The organism is Halocynthiibacter sp. (assembly GCF_049608145.1).
GTDB lineage: Bacteria > Pseudomonadota > Alphaproteobacteria > Rhodobacterales > Rhodobacteraceae > Halocynthiibacter.
Map to the genome: position 1 here is coordinate 37,124 of NZ_JBMYXF010000018.1, position 18,679 is coordinate 55,802.

An 18,679-nucleotide genomic window follows, 5' to 3' on the forward strand; every position below is an offset into this window, starting at 1 on the left:
CGGAAATGTTAATTCTTTTTCCAATTGCCCTGTTGCTTTCCTTGCTTCTGCGCAACGTGCGTGCCTGGCAGATCCTATCCTTCATTGTATTCGGTTTGATACTTTCCGTGGCCTCAGCATTTGCACTGATCACCCGCTCTACTGAAATATCAAGCTGGCTGATGCTGCTGCTCATGGCGCTGCCTTTACTGTTTCACATAAGCAGTCTGACCAGACCTTCCCCATTCACCGGATATCTAAGCCTGCTCTGGATTCCTGCCGGCATTGGACTGATGCTGCTTGTCGTTTCGTCCATGAGCCTGCTGTCGCTGCGCAGCTACACGCCTCATCCACTTGAAAGTTTGGCGCTAACCTGGATCTTCACAGGCGCCATCCTCCCCTTGATCCCCAGGGCTGCATGGCCGGGAACAGAAATCGGCTGGACACGCGTTGGACTCGTGTTTCTGGGCATTCAGATCACAGCGGTTCTCAGTACATTCGCGCTATCCGCGTTGATCAGCTATCGCGCCCAACAGATCGCGGGGGATAATGCCTGTATCACGGACACAGCAGGTGCACGCTATCACAGCCGACTGTGGATTTCACCGGCCCGCATGATGCAAAATCACCAAAGAGGCGTGACCCTTCCATGGCTTGTCTTGGACAGCGGCGAAGAATACCCAACCCATCACTGGAGCTTTTACGCACTCGACTTTCTTCCCAATGATCACCATGTCGCCTTTGACATGGCGTTTCGCTTTTATCAAGCTTCGGAGAGCGAGATCACCTGTTAACGCCCTTCAAACTTTGGTGTGCGGTTTTCAAGAAAGGATACGACCCCTTCTTTGAAGTCCCGGGTCTGGCCACAGCGCCCCTGCAAACCAGCTTCGATATCCAGCTGATCATCCAGCGTGTTTTCCCATGACCCGCGCAGTGCCTTCTTAATTTGACGGAAAGAAATCGTCGGTCCTGAGGCCAGATCCGCCACGCGCTTAGCCCAATGATCTGCGAAATCAGCATCTGGCACAGTTTCCCAGATCATCCCCCAGTCAGCAGCTTGTTGTGCGGTAATGCTTTCTGCAAATAACGCCATCCCCATTGCACGCGCTGAACCGATCTGGCGCGGCAACCACCAGGTGCTGCCCCCATCCGGCATCAAGCCGACCTTAGAAAAGGCCTGGATAAACACGGCAGCTTCGGTCGCGATAACAACATCTGTAGCCAGAGCAAGGCTTGCCCCGACCCCGGCGGCAGCACCATTCACAGCGGACACGGTTGGAATACGACAATCAAAAATTGCACGAAACATCGGATCATATTCTTCACGCAGGGTCCGTTCAAGATCAATATCATCGATCTTTGCCTGATCCCCAAGATCTTGACCCGCACAGAACACATCCCCATGCCCTGTCATCACAAGCACCCGCGCAGCCCCCTCGGAAGCCTTTACAGCATGCAAAATCTCTGCCCTCATTTGGGTGTTTAGCGCGTTCCTTGCATCCGGACGGTTCAGCAAAAGAACAGCCACCTCGTCTTTGATATCAAGGCGGATGGTTTGGTATTCCATATGTCTCTCCTGCCGGGTGGCCGCGATCAGTCTTTCAGCAGCTCATTCAAGCGTGCTTCTTCCTCCGCCGTCAGCCCCTCTGAACTGTTTGGTTTAGTACGTCTTGAATATAGGAATATTCCCCCAAACGACAAGAGCAACATCAAAGGTCCTGCGACCCAAAGGATCAGATTGCTGCCGTTCAGCTGGGGCGTCATCAAAACGCGCTCACCATATCGTTCAACAAAGAATGACATGATCTCCTGATCTCCCCGGCCTTCCAGCAATAACTGGCGCACCATAAGCCGCGCATCTTTCGCCCAATCCGCATTGGACGATGCAATATTTTCGCTCTGACATTGCACACAACGAATAATCTCATCCAAGGAACGCGCCCGGGTTTCCAGCAATGGATCAGACAGCATTTCATCTGGCTGCACGGCCAAGGCAGGGACAGCCAGAAACACCATCATCAGAACAGAATAGAGATACTTCATGTTTTGCTCCCCTTTAGAGCCCCACCGGAACGTGCTCCGGACGCCACCCGCATACGCCGGTCAAACAAAGAAAAGAAGCCGCCAAGCGCCATAAAGATCGCCCCACCCCAAATCCAATTGGCAAAAGGCTTGATGTGGCTGCGCACGGTATAGCCACCGCCCGTCTGTGCATCCCCCACAACAAGGTAGATGTCACGCATTACACCGTTGGCGATCCCCGCTTCTGTGGTTGGCATGGCGGCCACCGGGTAATTTCGGCGTTCCGGATGCACACGGGCAATTTCCACGCCATCGCGTGTCACAAGCAGGCTGCCCTGGGTGGCGAAATAATTTGGTCCCTGCACGTCCTGCACACTCTCCAGTGTGATCTCAAAGCCCGAAACTTCAAAGCTTTCACCAATCTGTGCAATGCGAATATCCTCAACTTCCCAAGCAACAAGGCCAGAGATCCCGAAGATCACCACACCAAATCCGCTGTGGGAAATAAACTTGCCCCAATCCGCACCTGGCAGACGCAGTAACCGTGTGGGTTTACGCCCGGCGCGCTGCCAAAGCTCGGTCACCGAACCAAGACCAATCCAGAGGCCGGCGAACAGCCCGACCGGACCAAGCGCTGATTTATCAGTCTGCATCGCCCAAAGCAGGATCGCAGCAGAGATTGCCACCAATCCAGCCAGCGACAGCGTTTTGATCACACGACCTGCCTTGGCGCGCTTCCATGAGAACATCGCGCCAATTGGCAGGAACAAGGCAAGTGCCAGAATGAACGGGCTGAAAGCTGTGTTAAAGAACGGCGCACCGACCGACAGCGGGCGATCAAAGGCAAGTTCTGACACCACCGGCCAGATCGTACCGACAAAGACCACAAAAGCAGAAACAACCAACAACACATTGTTCAGAACCAGGCCACTTTCCCGGCTGACCAGGGCAAAGACGCCTTTGCTTTCCATAACATGTGCACGTGCCGCAAAGAGTGTCAGCGCCCCCCCCATGAAAATCGCAAGGATCATCAGGATGAACATGCCGCGCTCCGGATCATTCGCGAATGCATGCACCGACGTCAGCACGCCGGATCGCACAATGAATGTCCCCATCAATGAGAAACCAAAGGCAAGGATCGCCAACAGGATTGTCCAGCTTTTCAGGGTTTCGCGTTTTTCAACCACAATCGCGGAATGCAGCAGGGCTGTGGCCACAAGCCAGGGCATGAAAGACGCGTTTTCCACAGGATCCCAGAACCAGAACCCACCCCAGCCCAGTTCGTAATAAGCCCACCATGATCCAAGCGCGATGCCAATGGTCAGAAAAATCCATGCGGCCAGTGTCCAGGGGCGTACCCAACGCGCCCAAGCTGCGTCAACGCGACCTTCCAACAAGGCAGCAACCGCAAAGGAAAACGCCATGGAAAGGCCCACATAGCCCAAATAAAGAAACGGAGGATGGAACGCGAGGCCAGGATCCTGCAACAGCGGGTTTAACCCCTGCCCGTTTAACGGCGGAAATTCCAGTCGCAGAAATGGGTTGGAGGTAAACAGGATAAAGGCCAGAAACGCCACGCCAACCGCCCCCTGCACTGACAAAACCCGCGACTTCAGCCGCGCAGGCAGATCGGCACCAAACACCGCCGCTGCCGCACCAAACAAAGCAAGGATCAGTGACCAAAGCAGAACAGATCCCTCATGATTGCCCCAGACACCGCTGATCTTATACAGCATCGGTTTCGCGCTGTGCGAATTCACGGTCACAAGCTGAAGCGAGAAATCCGATGTCACAAATCCCCAGGTCAGCGCCAAGAACGACAGCAATATCAGGATGAGCTGCATCATTGCTGCGGGCCCTGCGACACGCATCAGCAAAGCGTCGTTTCGGTGTGCCCCAATCATGGGCAGGATCGTCTGAATCAGCGCGACAGGCAGCGCCAGGATCAGAGCAAGATGGCCAAGTTCGATATACATTCGCGCAAACTACACTGCATGACGCCTGGCCGAAAGAGATTCCACAGGCTTGTGAAGGGATGCACTGTCGCAGGTATGAACACTCACCCGGATCGATTAGCCCGCCAGTCCCGCAAGGCCGGGTTGTCTTCGTCTGGGGGCACATCATCCCCACTAGATGACATAGCCTGTAATGCCCGTGTGTTACGAATAACCTGCGGGGCACGCGCCATCGTTTGTGCAATAGACCTTTGAAAATCTTGCCCCTTTTCCTGATGACGCGCACCAAAGTAAAACGACATGATCGCCCCCAAAAGCCACCACAGCGGTTCCGGAACAAGAGCCAGCCCCTGCATACGTGCACCAAACCACAACGGATCTACCATCGCACTGACAAACAGTGCCAGGGTGCCAATCGCAAATGCAGGCCGCGGGATGCGGTTCAATCCATCCATGAACCGGTCAAAATATCCTTTTTGCGGATTCGTGAATTCCTGAGAGAACTGCGCCAATGCCGCTTTTTGCACATCCGCCCCGCGCTGTGCACCCGCTTCTGCATTTTCGCGAAAGACTTCTGCAGTTTCAGACACCACATTGCGCCCGTTACCAAAAACAAGCCCCAGTATGTTTTCTAAAATCCCCATGTTACGCACTCCAGCCAGATACACGGCGACTGTGTTCATCTGCGCTCAGATGATAGCGGGGCGAGATAAATTCCTCCGCCCGCCGGATCCAACCGCCTTTCCCCCCATTCCGACGGCGGGCATACTTTCGGCTGGCCGGGCGCTGATCCGCAAGGCGATAATAATAATTACGCCGCGCAATTCCGTAAGCATCTGACAGATGCGATGGGGCCGCAGCGGCCGCAATTTCCGCAGCCTGAATGGTCTGAGGACCGATAACACCATCGACCACCACCTGTTGCCCCATTTGGCGCAGCAGGCGTTGCAATATTTTCACCGCATTGCTGCCAGCGTTGACATACATATCAAAAACTGAGGCCTGCAAAGCGTCCGGCAGCTGGTCAATTTTGGGAGACTGATAATAGTGGCGCAGATAAATTTCGACTGCATCTGCCCGTGTCAGGCGGCGTACATCCGCCTCAGTCAGACGCCCATCTCCGGTTTTATCAAGACCCAGGCGCCGCAAAGTTCCCAACGTAACGCCATATTTCGTGGCGCCACCCGGGTCATCCGGATCATTCACATAACCGCCTTCACGTGCGACGATTTCTTCAGCCAACTGATGTATATTCTGCATAACAGATCCCCGTGGTAATCAAAGTTACTCAACGGGATCATCGTCATCGCAAAGGGTTAATTCAGGTAAATCACTGCGTACGCATGGTTCAGATGCGTATGGGTAAAGGTGTTATTCGTCAGTGCTCTGCTGATAAACGCCTTGCTCTTTCAGCGCATCCACCACTTCTTTCGGCATATATTCTTCGTCATGTTTTGCAAGAATTTCAGAGGCTTCGAAAGTACCATTCATGTAAGTGCCTGTTCCGATCATTCCCTGATTTTCTTTAAACAGGTCAGGCAGCACACCGACATAAATCACAGGTACGGTTGCGCCACCGTCCGTCACAGAAAAACGCACTTCAAGCCCCTCACCACGCACCAGCGTTCCATCCGCAACAAGCCCGCCCATACGAAAGACTTCGCCCTGGCGTGGGGGTTCAGCAAGAACTTCGCTTGGCGATTTGAAATATTGGAACGCGTCCTTTGGCAAAAAAGCCAGCGCAACAAGAATGCCTGCAATCGCCAAAAATGAGATCAGAACAACCTGTATCCGGCGTTTTTTTTCCAGTGATTTCATCGTCGTACCTGCCTGAAAACGGTGGGAGAAGTTGGTATTAAGGGAAAAGCGGTGCCATCATCAGACCCGTTGTTTCCTCAATACCCAACATCAGATTTGCGTTCTGCAGCGCCTGACCAGAAGACCCTTTGGTCAGATTATCCAATGCCGCAACCACAATTGTGCGCCCTTCAATCCGGTCTGCAACCACGCCGATATGACAGAAGTTTGACCCCCGGATATGCTTTGTTGACGGCGCTTGCCCCAAAGGCAAAAGTTCAACAAATGGTTCACTTGAATACGCATTTTCAAACGATTTATGAATGGCTTGCGCATCACCTTTCACGTAGCAGGTCGCCAGAATACCCCGGTTGGTTGGAACCAAATGTGGGGTGAATTGGATTTTCACTTCACGTCCAGCGATGGCGGAAAATTCTTGGTCAAATTCACCTAGGTGGCGATGCGTGCCCCCCAAAGCATAGGCGTGATACCCTTCGGCCAGCTCTGCGTGCAGCAGGTTTTCTTTCAAGGCACGCCCGGCCCCAGACACACCACATTTCAGATCCATGATGATTTCATCCAGATCGATCACACCCGCTTCGATCAATGGGCGCAGGGCGAACTGCCCGGTCGCAGCATTACAGCCGGTGCCCGCCACAAGACGCGCATTTTTGATGTCATCCCGATAGAATTCCGTCAGGCCGTAAACAGCCTCTTTCTGGATCTCAATCGCTGAATGCGGGTTGCCGTACCATTGTTCATAAGCTTCAGGATCACGCAGACGGAAATCAGCGGACAGATCCACGATTTTCAGGTCGGCAGGCAATGCGCTGATCACTTCCTGGCTGGTCTTATGCGGCAAGGCGCAGAAACACAGATCAACCGTCGAGAAATCGATTTCGCCAATCTTTACGAGGGTCGGCAAATCGAGATGGCGCAGATGTGGGAAGACATCGCGCATTTCCATACCCGCTTTTCGCTCTGCCGCAAGCGCCACAATCTCCATCTCAGGATGGGTTGCGATCAAGCGAACAAGTTCCGCACCTGTGTAACCAGATGCACCAAGAATTGCGATTTTATGGGTCATTTGCGCCACCATTTCATATCTTTAATCTCTGGCTAGTCCTTTTACCACGCCTCGTCAACGCAACACTCTTGTCACGCCTATCGTGGTGGTCTTATTGTAAAAGCATAATTTGAGTGGAGTATTCATGTCTTGGTTTTCAAGTGAAACGGAGCCGGAATTTACTGGCCTGTTCGAAAGCCTTCTGGCGCTGGACAGCCGCAGCCTGATTGGCGCGCTTGCGGTTCTGGCCATTGGCACACTGATTGCGCTGGTTGGGCGGGTTTTAAGTGGTTTCTGGAAAAATTACCGGGCTTGGCGTGACCGCCGCCGTCATTTCCGCGAAGTCGTGATTGATATTCTAATCCACGCTGAATTTGATCGCAAAAGCGTCGAAGATACCACAGCCCCTGCCCGCCTTGACGCGTTAAAGACACTGATCCGGGAAGACGGCGATGAATTCCGTCCCTTTATCGCATTTGAAAGCGACGATCCGACCTGGGAAGATTACCGCAGCGTCCGCCGCCGTCTGGAACCATCACAGATCGTAGCATGTGACCGCTTTTTTGATCACTCGCGCCTGTTCTATCGCTATTATGAAAAGCTTCAAAGCGACGCATTTGTTGCGCTCTCCACCCCACGCAAAGAGGCTGCCCTAGACGGGTTACAACACATTGGACAGGACGTTCTGAAAAGCGGCGCTGAAATGGTACAGGTTCTGAAAAATGGCAAACGCACGGCAAAAATCTATGCCCGCATCGAAGATGATCTAAAAAAGATTGCACCAGCAAGTCAGAAAACAGAATTCGATCAACTGACTGAAAGTTCAGAAACTTTCATTGAAAACAATGATTGATCAAACGATCGGCGGAAGTGGCCCTGACATGTATCTCTCCTCTTTCTGCTTTCTATATAGCATCTCTGTTAACAGAATTCAAATACCACCCCGCGTGCGGCGGGTTAACCGGCCTGAAAGATAATTTCGCGTTTCAGGAACTGTGTCGCCTTATCAGACACACGTTTCGCATCGCCTGAAGTCAAGAACAGGTTTTCCTGGCCCGTACCCAGCATATCAGAATGACGTTCCAGATAATCCGCAAGACTGTCTGCAACCACATCAGCCTGGGAAAACACTTTCACATCGTCTCCCAATGCCGCCTGAAACGTGTCTTTCAGCAGTGGATAATGCGTACACCCCAGGATCGCGGCCTGCGGTTTTGGCATGCGGCGTTGCAGGGCTTCCACGTGGGAACGCACGAGCGCCTGGGCCAGCATTTCATCGCCGTCTTCAATCGCGTCAACCAAACCACCGCAGGGCTGTGCTTCTACATCGACACCAATCGCTCGAAATGCCAGTTCACGCTGGAACGCCCGGCTGGCAACGGTTGCTGGGGTGGCAAACAGGGCGACATGTTTCACGTCAACCTCACGCGGTGGTGAATTATCCCCCCACTGGCGTTCGGTCAGGGCCTCAATCAATGGTACAAAGACGCCCAGAACACGTTTACCTTTGGGCAAACCCTCTTCCTGCATACGACGCAACGCCACCGCCGATGCAGTATTGCAGGCCAAGATCACCAGATCACACCCCGCATCCCAAAGGCGTTCTGTGGCAGCCTTTGTCAGCTTATAAATATCATCTGCAGCACGTACACCATAGGGCGTATTGGCGTGATCACCGTAGTAGACAAACGCCTGATCCGGCAAATGTTTCGCAGCGCCTTCCAGCACTGTCAGCCCGCCAAGTCCGCTGTCAAAAATACCTACTGCCATGATCGTCGCCCCGTATATCCAGACATTCTCAGGCCCGGTGATTTTCTTCAAATTCGAACCCAAGCACATCTGGCACAGGCTTCGGCGACAAGTCATAAGTCGCTTTGCGCAGGAAATCCATCATGCCTTTCGGATCCCGCGCAAATTTGTCCAGTTCCGCCTGGGGGATGGGATTCCCGATAACAACGCGCACAGGCTCATCCACCCGACGCCTGAATTCCTTGATCAGAAGCGCCATCCGCAATGTATAATGCAGATGTGACGCAATCTGGAACAGGCGCGAATTCTGACCATCAAAATAGATCGGCACCACAGTTGCACCTGATTTCGCGATCATCTTGGCTGTAAAACTGCGCCAGACCGGATCAAGCGGGGTTGCCATAGGCGTTTGCGCTGTCGACACCGTGCCACCCGGAAAAATGCCAATCGCCCCCCCATCCGCGAGGTAGTTCAGCGCCGTTTTACGTGTGTTCAGGTTGGTTTTTATGGCCTCTTTAGTCTCATCAAAACTGATTGGCAAAATGACACGGTCCAGATCTTCGGCCTTACGAAAAATCTTATGGGCCAGAATGCGAAAATCACCGCGGACGCGAGACAGTATATTGCCCATCATCATGCCATCCAGAATACCGTACGGGTGGTTGGCCACCAAGATCAGTGGACCATTGGCCGGAATATTCTGCAAACTGCCATCCACTACATCCAGCGATAGACCATAGCGTTCGGGGATCACATCCCAGAAATTACGCCCCTCTGCGACCTCTTTATCATATCCGCGCGCGCGTTTAATCAAATTGATGCGTCCCGTGGCATTTTCAAGGACCCGGATCACAGCCCGCCCACCGCGTGTCGAGGCAGAACGTGCATAAGTGATGTCACGCGCGACTTCGCGTTGTTCGCGGGTAATTTTAACGCGTTTTAAAGGTTTTGGATGGCGCATTTTTAATCCTCCGGGGAAGATGAAACGGGAAACTCAGAACGGTATGTCACAGATTTTTATCAGAAATACGACAGATCTCCACGACTTTCCGAAGGGTCACACTAGAAAACCGGAAAACTAGTATTCCGGAATTCCGGTTTTCCAACATTATAAGTTTGTTAACTGCTTGCCGGGGCACTAAAAAACATCAGCGTCCCGGTAAACTCAACGCCTCTCAATGGTCACACAGCTTATTCAGCGGCAACCTGCGCTGGTCCGGCCAGAAACTGCGCCAGCAAGCCCTCGCGTTTTTTCGCGGCTGTTGCTTCGTTTTCAGCCTTCACCGGACCAAACCCGCGGATTTCAAGCGGCAGACGGGCAAGTTGCGTGGCAACATCCAGCTTCCCCTCTGTCAGTTCTGCAAGCACCATTTCCATATCTGCTTCATATTGCGTGATCAGGGCCCGTTCCATTTTCCGTTCCGCCGTACGCCCAAATGGGTCCAACGCTGTACCACGTAAACGTTTCATCTTTGAAAGCACCCGGAACACAGGCAGCATCCACGCGCCAAATTCCCGCTTCTTGGGGCGATCGCCACTGCCCTGCCCCATGAAGGGGGGCGCAAGGTGGAAACGAGGTTTGAAATCACCGTCGAACCCTTCACGGGCTTTGGCAACCGTATCAAGGTGCAGGCGCGCGACCTCATATTCATCTTTATAAGTCAACAGCTTATGATATCCCAGCGCGATGGCCTCGCGCAAATCCCCCTCAGGGGCGCGCATCACAAGATCAAAATATGTCTTCGCCAAATGCACATCCTGGAACGCCTCAACCTGTTCCATGCGGAAGGCAATTTTGTCGTCCAGGGTCTTTGGCAATTCAACCACTTTTGGCGCGCTCATGGCTTTCACCGCATCCAGATCATGTGTCGCCCAACGTCCCAGATCAAAGGCCCGCAGATTGCCCGCGACCGCTTGACCGTTCAATGTGATTGCTTCGTGGATGGAGGCCTCAGACAAAGGCACAAGCCCCGCCTGCCATGCCGCCCCAAGCATCATCATGTTCGAGAAAATTGAGTTGCCCAGCGCCGCTTCTGCGATCTCAGAGGCATTCATCACCATCAAACGGTCCCTAAGGCGCGCCTGCAATTGCACATGCAGTTGATCCATTGGCAGTTGGAACCCCGTGTCACGGGTGAAATCGCCTGTGATGATCTCTTGATTGTTGACAACGGCCCCCGTGCGCCCTTCGGTCATCAGGCCAATGGTCTTTGCCCCGGCCGTGGTCACAAGGTCACCGCCAATCACAGCATCCGCTTCGCCCGTGGCCACGCGAATGGCGCTGATGTCTTGGGGTTTCTCAGCAATACGGCAATGGATGTGAACGGCACCACCTTTTTGGGCAAGGCCGGCCATCTCCATCATGCCGGCACCTTTCCCGTCTATATGGGCAGCTTGGGCCATGATCGCACCGATGGTCACAACGCCCGTGCCCCCAACACCGGTGATCACAACGTTATGGGTGCCGTTGATGACAGGCAGAACAGGCATAGGCAGATCAGGAATGGTGAAATCCTGTGCGGCGCGTTTCTTAGGTGTTGCGCCCTCTAGGGTTACAAAGCTTGGACAAAAGCCATTCACACAGGAGAAATCCTTGTTACAGCTGCTTTGATCAATCGCGCGCTTGCGCCCCAACTCGGTCTCAAGCGGCACAATCGACACACAGTTAGATTGCACACCACAATCGCCACAGCCTTCACAGACATCCGGGTTAATAAACACACGCTTATCAGGATCAGGGAACAGACCACGTTTGCGACGGCGACGTTTCTCAGCGGCGCAGGTCTGGATGTATAGGATCGCGCTGACGCCCTCTATCTCAGACATACGTTTCTGCACATCCATAAGGTCCGCACGTTCATAAAATTCAAGCCCGGATGGGAAAGCGCTTTTCACAACGTCTTCCTTATCGTCATAGACAACCACCAGCTTGCTCACCCCAATGGCCAAGACTTCGCGGGCGATTTTCGGCGCGTCAATATCGCCTTCATGGTCTTGACCGCCGGTCATGGCGACCGCGTCATTGTATAGGATCTTATAGGTCATCTTGGTCTTGGCCGCGACGGCAGCCCGGATCGCCAACACGCCTGAGTGGTTATAGGTGCCATCGCCAAGGTTCTGGAACACATGGTCACGCATGGAAAACGGTGCTTCGCCAATCCAATTGGCCCCTTCCCCCCCCATCTGGGTAAAGCCCAGGGTCTCGCGGTCCATCCATTGCACCATATAGTGACAGCCAATCCCCGCATAAGCGCGCGATCCATCAGGAACCTTGGTGGAACTGTTATGGGGGCAGCCGGAACAGAAATAAGGCAGGCGGGCTGCGATATCAGGCGCGTTGTCGGCGCGTTGGGCGTCGTCCAACTTACGCATGGCGGCTTTCACCCCATCCGTGCCTTTGCCTTCTTCACATAGGATCTCGCCCAGCGCGCGGGCAATCATGATGGGTTCAATCGCCATACGGGTTGGGAACAGTTCCTCACCATTCTTATGCCATCCGTATACACGGCGCCCTTGCCGATCATCAAAGATTGCTTCCTTGATCTGAACTTCGATCAATTTGCGTTTCTCTTCCACCGCAACAATCACATCCAGCCCGTCAGCCCATTCCAGCATGCCTTGCATATCCATCGGCCAGATCTGTCCGACTTTATAGGTGGTGATGCCCAGACGTTCGCATTCCGCCTCATCCAGACCCAGCAATTGCAACGCATGCGTTAGATCAAGCCAGTTCTTACCGGCGGCCACAAAGCCAATCTTTGCACCGGCTTTCCCCCAGACACGGTGGTTGATCTTATTGACGCGCGCGAATTCCTCAGCGGCAAAGCGTTTGTGATCAATCATTCGCGCTTCTTGGGCGTGGGGCGTGTCTTGCAAACGGATGTTCAACCCACCCTCAGGCATCTCAAAGTCAGGTGTCACGATCTTCATGCGATGCGGATCACCATCGACGACGGATGTGACCTCGACCGTGTCCTTCATAAGCTTCAGACCACACCAGACCCCAGCAAAACGTGACAGCGCCCAGCCGTAATGGCCGTAATCAAGGATTTCCTGCACACCGGCTGGCGACAACACGGGCATATAGGCATCCAGCATCGCCCAATCCGATTGATGCACCGTGGTGGAACTTTCGCCCGTGTGGTCATCCCCCATCGCCATAAGCACACCGCCCATGGCACTGGTGCCCGCCATATTGGCGTGACGCATCACATCCCCGGAACGATCCACCCCCGGACCCTTGCCGTACCAGAGACCAAAGACACCCTGATATTTACCTTCCCCACGCAGTTCCGCCTGTTGGCTTCCCCATATGGCGGTGGCGGCAAGGTCTTCGTTCATCCCTGGCTCAAAGCGCACATCCGCTTGTGTCAGCAATTTCTCAGCCTTGGACATCTGCAGATCAACCGCCCCAACCGGGCTGCCCCGATAGCCGGTCACGTAACCCGCGGTATTCAAACCCGCCACACGATCGCGTTCTTTCTGGGCCAACATCAGGCGCACCAAGGCCTGCGTGCCATTCAGCAACACGGGGCTTTTTTCGAGATCAAATCTATCGTTCAAGCTGATTTTTGGCTGGCTCATGGCGCGCTGCTCCCTATGCTGCCCTCTCCCGTGGGCATATGTCTTACGTTAACATGAATAATAGGTCATAATTTGTGACCTACCAAGCAAAAAGAATGCACAAGTCAGTTTGTTTCGATTAGGGTAACAAGTGACAATAAAAATTGCGGATCAGAGCAGAGTAGAAAAAAATGGATTGGGATAAGCTAAGAATATTTCACGCAGTGGCCGATGCGGGCAGTCTCACCCATGCGGGCGACACGTTGCATTTGTCACAATCTGCGGTTTCGCGGCAAATTCGGGCGCTTGAAGAAAGCCTGGATGCCACATTATTCCACCGTCACGCACGCGGACTGATTCTTACAGAACAGGGTGAGTTGCTGTTTGACGCGACCAAAGCGATGTCCAAACGCCTTGATGCCGCCTCTGCACGCATTCGTGATAGTGACGAAGAAATGTACGGCGAGCTGCGCGTCACCACCACTTTGGGCTTTGGCCTGATGTGGCTGGCCCCGCGTTTGCATCACTTCTATGAGAAATACCCAAACATCAAAATCGACCTGATGCTTGAGGAAAAAGTTCTGGACCTGCCCATGCGCGAGGCTGACGTCGCCATCCGCATGAAGGAGCCGTCCCAAGCAGACCTGATCCGCAAACGCCTGATGACCGTGACCATGCAGCTTTACGCAAGTCAGGGCTATCTGGAAGAAAACGGCACACCCCACACCTTGGCTGATCTACAGCATCATCGCCTTCTATGTCAGCGCACCACATCGAAGCAGGTCAACGCCGCCTCAAGCTTTGTACAGCGCCTGATGACCCACAACATTCCGTCCATGCTGACCGTGAACAATTACTTTGGCGTGCTACAGGGTGTGAAACATGATTTGGGCATCGGGGTTCTGCCTGATTACGTCACCCAGGACGTGCCAGAACTTGTGCCCGTGCTGCCGGATGAGAAAAGTGTCGAGGTCCCGGTTTACCTTGCCTACCCAGAAGAACTGCGCGCCTCCAAGCGGATCTCAGCCTTCCGCGACTTTGTGCAGGAAGAAATCATTATCCATCGCAAGGGAAAACTGGTTGAGCAGGCGATGTGATCGAATGCGCGGGGCATTTCATGACCTGCGCAATTCACCGCGTTTCGCCGGAAACAACAACACCCCATAAAGTGCCGCCAGAAAAGCGATTATAATGGTCGCAAGTCCACTTGTTACGCTAGCTGCAAAATAGATAACCCTGCCGCAAGACCAGTTTCGATACGATATCCAAGAGTTATGATGCTCATATAAGCGAATTGCTACAATTCAGTGCAATTTAATGGACACAAAAGGTATCGCCATCCTCCACCATTACGTGTTAATAATTCGGTAACAAACGCCACGGGCGCAAAGTCCGGGCACATTTTGAGGCCGACATGTTACACGGTAAGAGCAATGTTAATTGGTCTGACCCTTTGTGCTATCAAGGGTTTGGACCGCGCGCGCGGGCGTTGAAGGAACTTACTCAAGTGAGTATTGGTTCTATTTCCACCCTTTGGAAAAGCATTCCGGACAGTCCGACTGGCACGAAAGTAAATGCGAATTCCCGTGTATTCTGCAAACGGCCCAACTTCAAAAACAACCCCGACAGGCAAAAATCTGCTGATACGGTGGGGACCTAAGGCATGGCGCAATATACAGTCACCGCCTTCCGCTGGAGCGGCACCGGTTACAATGCACAGTACAATACATCCTACACTGCTGTTATCGACGACGACGACAACACCCTAGGTGGTTCAGGCGACAACAACGAAACCATCAGCATCAACGGTGGCCCCTTTGGTGCGTCCACGGGTTCACCCTACGACATCAATGTTTCGTTTACCGATACCAGCGGCAATTCACATGTCGAAACGTTTTACTTTTTCAATACAGGCGGCAACTGGTACTTTATTCCCGGACCGGGCTCTGCCTTCACAGTTGGCGCGTTCCTTGGCAACTATCAAAGCCACACGACAACACCAACGCCTTACAGCACAATCACCTGCTTCGTTCGCGGGACACTAATTGAAACCGAACAAGGCCTTATTCCGGTCGAATGCCTAAAACCAGGCAATCGCGTCCGGACCAAAGATGGCGATTACAAACCTCTTCGCATCGCCATGAGCCGCAAGCTGAGCTCTCGCGAACTTGCAGCCAACCCAAAACTGGCGCCTGTACGCATCATGGCGGGCGCATTGGGTAACAATCTACCTCAACGTGACCTCCTCGTCTCGCGCCAGCACCGCATGCTGACGTCATCAAAAATTTGCGAACGGATGTTTGGTCAGCCAGAGGCACTGGTTGCTGCAATCAGACTGACTGAGCTACCAGGTGTTTTTGTCGATACGGCCCACCAGGAAGTTGAATATTTCCATCTCTTATTTGATCGCCACGAAGTGATCTTTGCAGAAGGTTCGCAAACGGAAAGCTTCTTTGCAGGCCCCGAAGCTCTGAAATCGATGCCCCCAGAAGCACGCGAAGAGATCCTAACCATTCTGCCCCAGATCCGTGATGCCGGCTTCATCCCCGATCCTGCCTGCTACATCCCCCCCGGAAAGCTTCAGAAAAACCTCATTGCGAGGCATGCAAAAAACAAGCAGCCCCTAACATATTAAGGCACCCCAGATAAGCCATGCAAAAACTGCATATCGGGTATGTCATGTTTTTGTATTTTTTTCCTTGATTGCATGCGACTGCACACCTAAATCAAGTCTCGAAGGCGATGGTGAGTATCTCCCATAACCTTCACCTCCCTGTTGGACTTAGGCCGGGCCTTGTGCCCGGCTCTTTTTTTGCCTGATCAGAATTTTCGTGATCAGCTCTTGCTCAGATCCTCATCACGCAGATCGCGCCATGGCTCCTCTAGCACAATATCAGCATCAAATACCTTTGCCCCAACTCGCAAAACCTCTGACGCTTCGAACGAATGCTGCCCCCAGTCGGACCTGTCCTGTCGCAACAGTTCAACGGGCTCTTCCAAGTCTTCTGCCTTAATCACCAAATCCCCATGGCACCAGATCCCGCTTTTATCCCGTGCGAACACCGCGTTCAGACGTTCAAAACTTGCAACATCCGCCCCCTTCATGATCTTCCCTTCAGCATAAACATGTTTTTTGTCCCGCGCATAAACACCCCCAAGAGATTCAAGCTCCTTTGGGTTTTTACAGGCCCGGATTACACTTGCGTGTTTCGTCGATGTGGATTCATCAAAATAATAGGCATGCTGGGCATCACGACCGTACCCACATTGATACCCGTGTAATCCACTGGAATACATGGATGGACCCGCAGGCAGAAAAGCTTCAAAGCTTTGCGGGTCAGACACTTTCGCGACACCATAGGTCGTCCAAATTTCCTGATCGTCGCCATAGAAAACACGCCCCATGCCACGCAATGTCTCCCGCACAGGCCGCTTTTGACGCAGATTTGTCCAATATAGCGAACGTGCATCGCAGACAATCCGAGGGTTCAGCGCTCGAATTTGGTCCGCTTGTAGCTTTAGGGGGGATAAGGTCGATTTCCCCCCGCCTATCAGGCTCCGCCCTGCATAATACACTTCATTATTTATAACGAAAAATTCCGATGGGCCGTCAGGCGACGCGACATTCTCAATCCCGGCATAGTCAAGCCACATTGACGCTGCTTCGGTTTTGAAGCGAACAGTTTCATATTCTTCTGTGCCGCGTTTTTTAAGAAATAACCGCCCCTGAATCTGCACCGACACCTCAATAACACCGGTATAGTCACGCAAATAGTGTAGCAACGGCAACACCCGTACGGTCAGACATGCGCAATCTCCTGGCATGATATTCTGTAAGGATTGAAAATCAGACTGCGGGATGCCTTCCGCACTCAGCCTAGTTCTTTTTCCATCCACCCAGATCAACCCGTCTAAGTAAGGGTTCAAAGAAACTTCTGCATCACCGTCATTTCTGACTTCAAGTGCAGCTTCCGTCATTCGCCCTGCAGTTACAGGCTTTTCCGGCAAACGAAGACGCAAGCTAATGTTTTTATCTTCCAAAGAAAAAACATCGTCGTACATACATTAGCTTTCAACATCACAATGCACTCTGACGATCAATGGATCACTTCGGCGACAAGCAGCAGGCCCCATAAAGCCAAAATCTTGGTCGAGCAGTTGCAGCTTTCGTCAGCCCCAACTTACCTACCGATGGGCGCCGGATCTGTACGATCTCAGTGCTTTTGCATACGAGAGCGTCGCAACTCAGCAATATCCACCGGATGTTTTTGAACAGGAGCCTTTGCTGTATCCGCATCAGAGGTGTCATCTCCAAAAATGCGCACCAGCTTGTCGGATTTGTCTAGACGCGCCTCATAGCTCAGCGTCGCGCCAGCCGCCTGAAGACATATCACCCAGCACCAGATCAAGATATTCCCGATAGCAACATACAAATAAGATCTGTTCAGGAAACCGCCGAACGTACCAACAGTATCCGGCAATGCGCCCTCCACAGGAATACCGGTTCCGGGTAAACCAAAGGCAAACACAGCAGTCACCAGCAAGAATGTCACCACAGAAACCAGAACCACACCCAAGATCATCAGCCCCAGCAGACTTAGAAAGTGCGCCCCAAAGCCATTCATGGGTGTATGGTGGTTTCTTTCCGGATCCCGCCCGGCCGCAGCCCCCCCCAGCACTGGCAACAAAGTCACCCGGAACAATCCCAGCACGATAAAGATCAATGGAAACACCAGTATCGCAATCCCTTGGGTCAAAATCTGTTGTATCATCTCAGGTCTGGGAGCACCCCCCTGAAAGAGTTCCCCCACATTGCTTCCAGGCATAAGCATCACACCCAGTACCCCCACACTTATAACCACAAGCCCCAGAAAACCTTCCACCACCCCATACCCCATAGCAGCGACGATCAGTTTCTTCGTAGAAGGTTCCCCTTTGATGCCGCGTACAATCAATCCAAGTCGCGTCGCCAACAGCAATGGATGCATCCCCATCATCCCACTCAGGGCAAAAAGCACCACCGCAGCAATCAATATGCCAAACACCGGAACCAATGCAGATACCCCGGCAATCAACACCATCAAGATCATGATCGGAATATAGGCCAGCATCCAGAAAGGTATAACAATCAGAAAACGCCAGAAAATGGAAAATGACAGGGGAACAGCACGTAACAATAGCATAGAAATCTCGATCAATTTTGAGTCGCATCTATCTGAAATTCAATTGTGTTCCAAATGTGGTCATACCGTGTGATTTCTGAGGACACCCCCGCTGAACAAATGCTGCGAACATGTATCGATAAACGAAAAATCCCCGCACATAATCTCCTGCCTGCACAACACCCTTCCATTCCGCCCCCCTTTCCCCTAAGAGGTGCGCAACTGCCAAAGCTGCAGCCAGGATCCGGCTGCACCACAGGGGATAGACCACATGCAAGAGCCAGCCATCACCGAAGACCTGATTTCCTCCCACGGGCTAAGCCCTGACGAATATCAGCGCATCCTTGAAATCATCGGACGCGAACCAACCTTCACCGAACTCGGCA

Annotated in this window: 16 protein-coding genes; 4 read left to right on the plus strand and 12 right to left on the minus strand. The window is 52.8% G+C overall.

Translation table 11 applies throughout. The annotated features are described in order from the left end of the window. The first annotated feature begins 5 nt into the window (after positions 1–5). Positions 6–773 carry a hypothetical protein gene (locus tag ACPGUT_RS07700; protein ID WP_423990035.1) on the plus strand — a complete coding sequence of 256 codons (768 nt, stop codon included), beginning with the start codon at positions 6–8 and terminating at the stop codon, positions 771–773. Here ACPGUT_RS07700 and ACPGUT_RS07705 read toward each other — a convergent pair. The 7 genes from ACPGUT_RS07705 to argC form a co-directional block, all read right to left on the minus strand. Continuing rightward, entirely contained in the window at positions 770–1,546 is a 777-nt protein-coding gene (locus ACPGUT_RS07705) for an enoyl-CoA hydratase-related protein (RefSeq protein WP_423990037.1), read from the minus strand. The two genes, ACPGUT_RS07700 and ACPGUT_RS07705, sit on opposite strands and share 4 nt — an antisense overlap. A 26-nt stretch (positions 1,547–1,572) precedes the next feature. Next, positions 1,573–2,022 carry a cytochrome c-type biogenesis protein gene (locus ACPGUT_RS07710; RefSeq protein WP_423990039.1) on the minus strand — a complete coding sequence of 150 codons (450 nt, stop codon included), beginning with the start codon at positions 2,020–2,022 and terminating at the stop codon, positions 1,573–1,575. After that, positions 2,019–3,977, minus strand: coding sequence for a heme lyase CcmF/NrfE family subunit (locus ACPGUT_RS07715; protein ID WP_423990040.1), 1,959 nt, complete (start codon positions 3,975–3,977; stop codon positions 2,019–2,021). The genes ACPGUT_RS07710 and ACPGUT_RS07715 overlap by 4 nt, the downstream gene beginning before the upstream one ends. 83 nt (positions 3,978–4,060) lie before the next feature. Continuing rightward, positions 4,061–4,600 carry a holin family protein gene (locus ACPGUT_RS07720; protein ID WP_423990042.1) on the minus strand — a complete coding sequence of 180 codons (540 nt, stop codon included), beginning with the start codon at positions 4,598–4,600 and terminating at the stop codon, positions 4,061–4,063. Between the two features lies 1 nt (position 4,601). Continuing rightward, positions 4,602–5,216, minus strand: a complete 615-nt coding sequence (locus tag ACPGUT_RS07725; RefSeq protein WP_423990044.1) for a holin-associated N-acetylmuramidase — start codon at positions 5,214–5,216, stop codon at positions 4,602–4,604. Between the two features lie 111 nt (positions 5,217–5,327). Continuing rightward, entirely contained in the window at positions 5,328–5,774 is a 447-nt protein-coding gene (gene ccmE / locus ACPGUT_RS07730) for a cytochrome c maturation protein CcmE (RefSeq protein WP_423990046.1), read from the minus strand. Between the two features lie 37 nt (positions 5,775–5,811). Then, positions 5,812–6,840 carry an N-acetyl-gamma-glutamyl-phosphate reductase gene (gene argC, locus ACPGUT_RS07735; protein ID WP_423990048.1) on the minus strand — a complete coding sequence of 343 codons (1,029 nt, stop codon included), beginning with the start codon at positions 6,838–6,840 and terminating at the stop codon, positions 5,812–5,814. 124 nt (positions 6,841–6,964) lie between these two features. On the opposite strand from argC, the gene ACPGUT_RS07740 reads away from it, so the two are divergent. Then, positions 6,965–7,672 (plus strand): hypothetical protein, encoded by a 708-nt coding sequence (locus ACPGUT_RS07740; protein WP_423990050.1) that lies wholly within the window; start codon positions 6,965–6,967, stop codon positions 7,670–7,672. Positions 7,673–7,776: 104 nt separating this feature from the next. On the opposite strand, the gene ACPGUT_RS07745 is transcribed toward ACPGUT_RS07740, so the two are convergent. From ACPGUT_RS07745 to ACPGUT_RS07755, 3 genes are all read right to left on the minus strand, one after another. Beyond that, positions 7,777–8,589, minus strand: coding sequence for a glutamate racemase (locus tag ACPGUT_RS07745; protein ID WP_423990052.1), 813 nt, complete (start codon positions 8,587–8,589; stop codon positions 7,777–7,779). A 28-nt stretch (positions 8,590–8,617) separates the two neighbouring features. Further along, positions 8,618–9,529, minus strand: a complete 912-nt coding sequence (locus ACPGUT_RS07750) for a lysophospholipid acyltransferase family protein (protein WP_423990054.1) — start codon at positions 9,527–9,529, stop codon at positions 8,618–8,620. A gap of 230 nt (positions 9,530–9,759) precedes the next feature. Continuing rightward, positions 9,760–13,152, minus strand: a complete 3,393-nt coding sequence (locus ACPGUT_RS07755; RefSeq protein WP_423990056.1) for an indolepyruvate ferredoxin oxidoreductase family protein — start codon at positions 13,150–13,152, stop codon at positions 9,760–9,762. A 170-nt stretch (positions 13,153–13,322) separates the two neighbouring features. Here ACPGUT_RS07755 and ACPGUT_RS07760 point away from each other — a divergent pair, with 170 nt between their 5' ends. Together ACPGUT_RS07760 and ACPGUT_RS07765 are read left to right on the plus strand one after the other, a co-directional pair. Next, positions 13,323–14,228, plus strand: coding sequence for a LysR family transcriptional regulator (locus tag ACPGUT_RS07760; protein ID WP_423990058.1), 906 nt, complete (start codon positions 13,323–13,325; stop codon positions 14,226–14,228). A gap of 566 nt (positions 14,229–14,794) precedes the next feature. Continuing rightward, positions 14,795–15,766 carry a Hint domain-containing protein gene (locus ACPGUT_RS07765; protein WP_423990060.1) on the plus strand — a complete coding sequence of 324 codons (972 nt, stop codon included), beginning with the start codon at positions 14,795–14,797 and terminating at the stop codon, positions 15,764–15,766. 200 nt (positions 15,767–15,966) lie between these two features. Here the strand turns inward: ACPGUT_RS07765 and ACPGUT_RS07770 are convergent, their stop codons facing one another. Continuing rightward, entirely contained in the window at positions 15,967–17,109 is a 1,143-nt protein-coding gene (locus ACPGUT_RS07770; protein ID WP_423990062.1) for a DKNYY domain-containing protein, read from the minus strand. A gap of 236 nt (positions 17,110–17,345) precedes the next feature. Then, positions 17,346–18,329, minus strand: coding sequence for a hypothetical protein (locus tag ACPGUT_RS07775; protein ID WP_423990064.1), 984 nt, complete (start codon positions 18,327–18,329; stop codon positions 17,346–17,348). Between the last annotated feature and the right edge of the window lie 350 nt (positions 18,330–18,679).

Coding starts and splice junctions, on each gene's coding strand:
- ACPGUT_RS07760 (WP_423990058.1), top strand. CDS start 13,323: ATGGATTGGGATAAGCTAAGAATATTTCACGCAGTGGCCGATGCGGGC.
- ACPGUT_RS07715 (WP_423990040.1), bottom strand. CDS start 3,977: ATGTATATCGAACTTGGCCATCTTGCTCTGATCCTGGCGCTGCCTGTC.
- ACPGUT_RS07710 (WP_423990039.1), bottom strand. CDS start 2,022: ATGAAGTATCTCTATTCTGTTCTGATGATGGTGTTTCTGGCTGTCCCT.
- ACPGUT_RS07755 (WP_423990056.1), bottom strand. CDS start 13,152: ATGAGCCAGCCAAAAATCAGCTTGAACGATAGATTTGATCTCGAAAAA.
- ACPGUT_RS07725 (WP_423990044.1), bottom strand. CDS start 5,216: ATGCAGAATATACATCAGTTGGCTGAAGAAATCGTCGCACGTGAAGGC.
- argC (WP_423990048.1), bottom strand. CDS start 6,840: ATGACCCATAAAATCGCAATTCTTGGTGCATCTGGTTACACAGGTGCG.
- ACPGUT_RS07740 (WP_423990050.1), top strand. CDS start 6,965: ATGTCTTGGTTTTCAAGTGAAACGGAGCCGGAATTTACTGGCCTGTTC.
- ACPGUT_RS07745 (WP_423990052.1), bottom strand. CDS start 8,589: ATGGCAGTAGGTATTTTTGACAGCGGACTTGGCGGGCTGACAGTGCTG.
- ccmE (WP_423990046.1), bottom strand. CDS start 5,774: ATGAAATCACTGGAAAAAAAACGCCGGATACAGGTTGTTCTGATCTCA.
- ACPGUT_RS07765 (WP_423990060.1), top strand. CDS start 14,795: ATGGCGCAATATACAGTCACCGCCTTCCGCTGGAGCGGCACCGGTTAC.
- ACPGUT_RS07705 (WP_423990037.1), bottom strand. CDS start 1,546: ATGGAATACCAAACCATCCGCCTTGATATCAAAGACGAGGTGGCTGTT.
- ACPGUT_RS07700 (WP_423990035.1), top strand. CDS start 6: ATGTTAATTCTTTTTCCAATTGCCCTGTTGCTTTCCTTGCTTCTGCGC.
- ACPGUT_RS07770 (WP_423990062.1), bottom strand. CDS start 17,109: ATGACGGAAGCTGCACTTGAAGTCAGAAATGACGGTGATGCAGAAGTT.
- ACPGUT_RS07720 (WP_423990042.1), bottom strand. CDS start 4,600: ATGGGGATTTTAGAAAACATACTGGGGCTTGTTTTTGGTAACGGGCGC.
- ACPGUT_RS07750 (WP_423990054.1), bottom strand. CDS start 9,529: ATGCGCCATCCAAAACCTTTAAAACGCGTTAAAATTACCCGCGAACAA.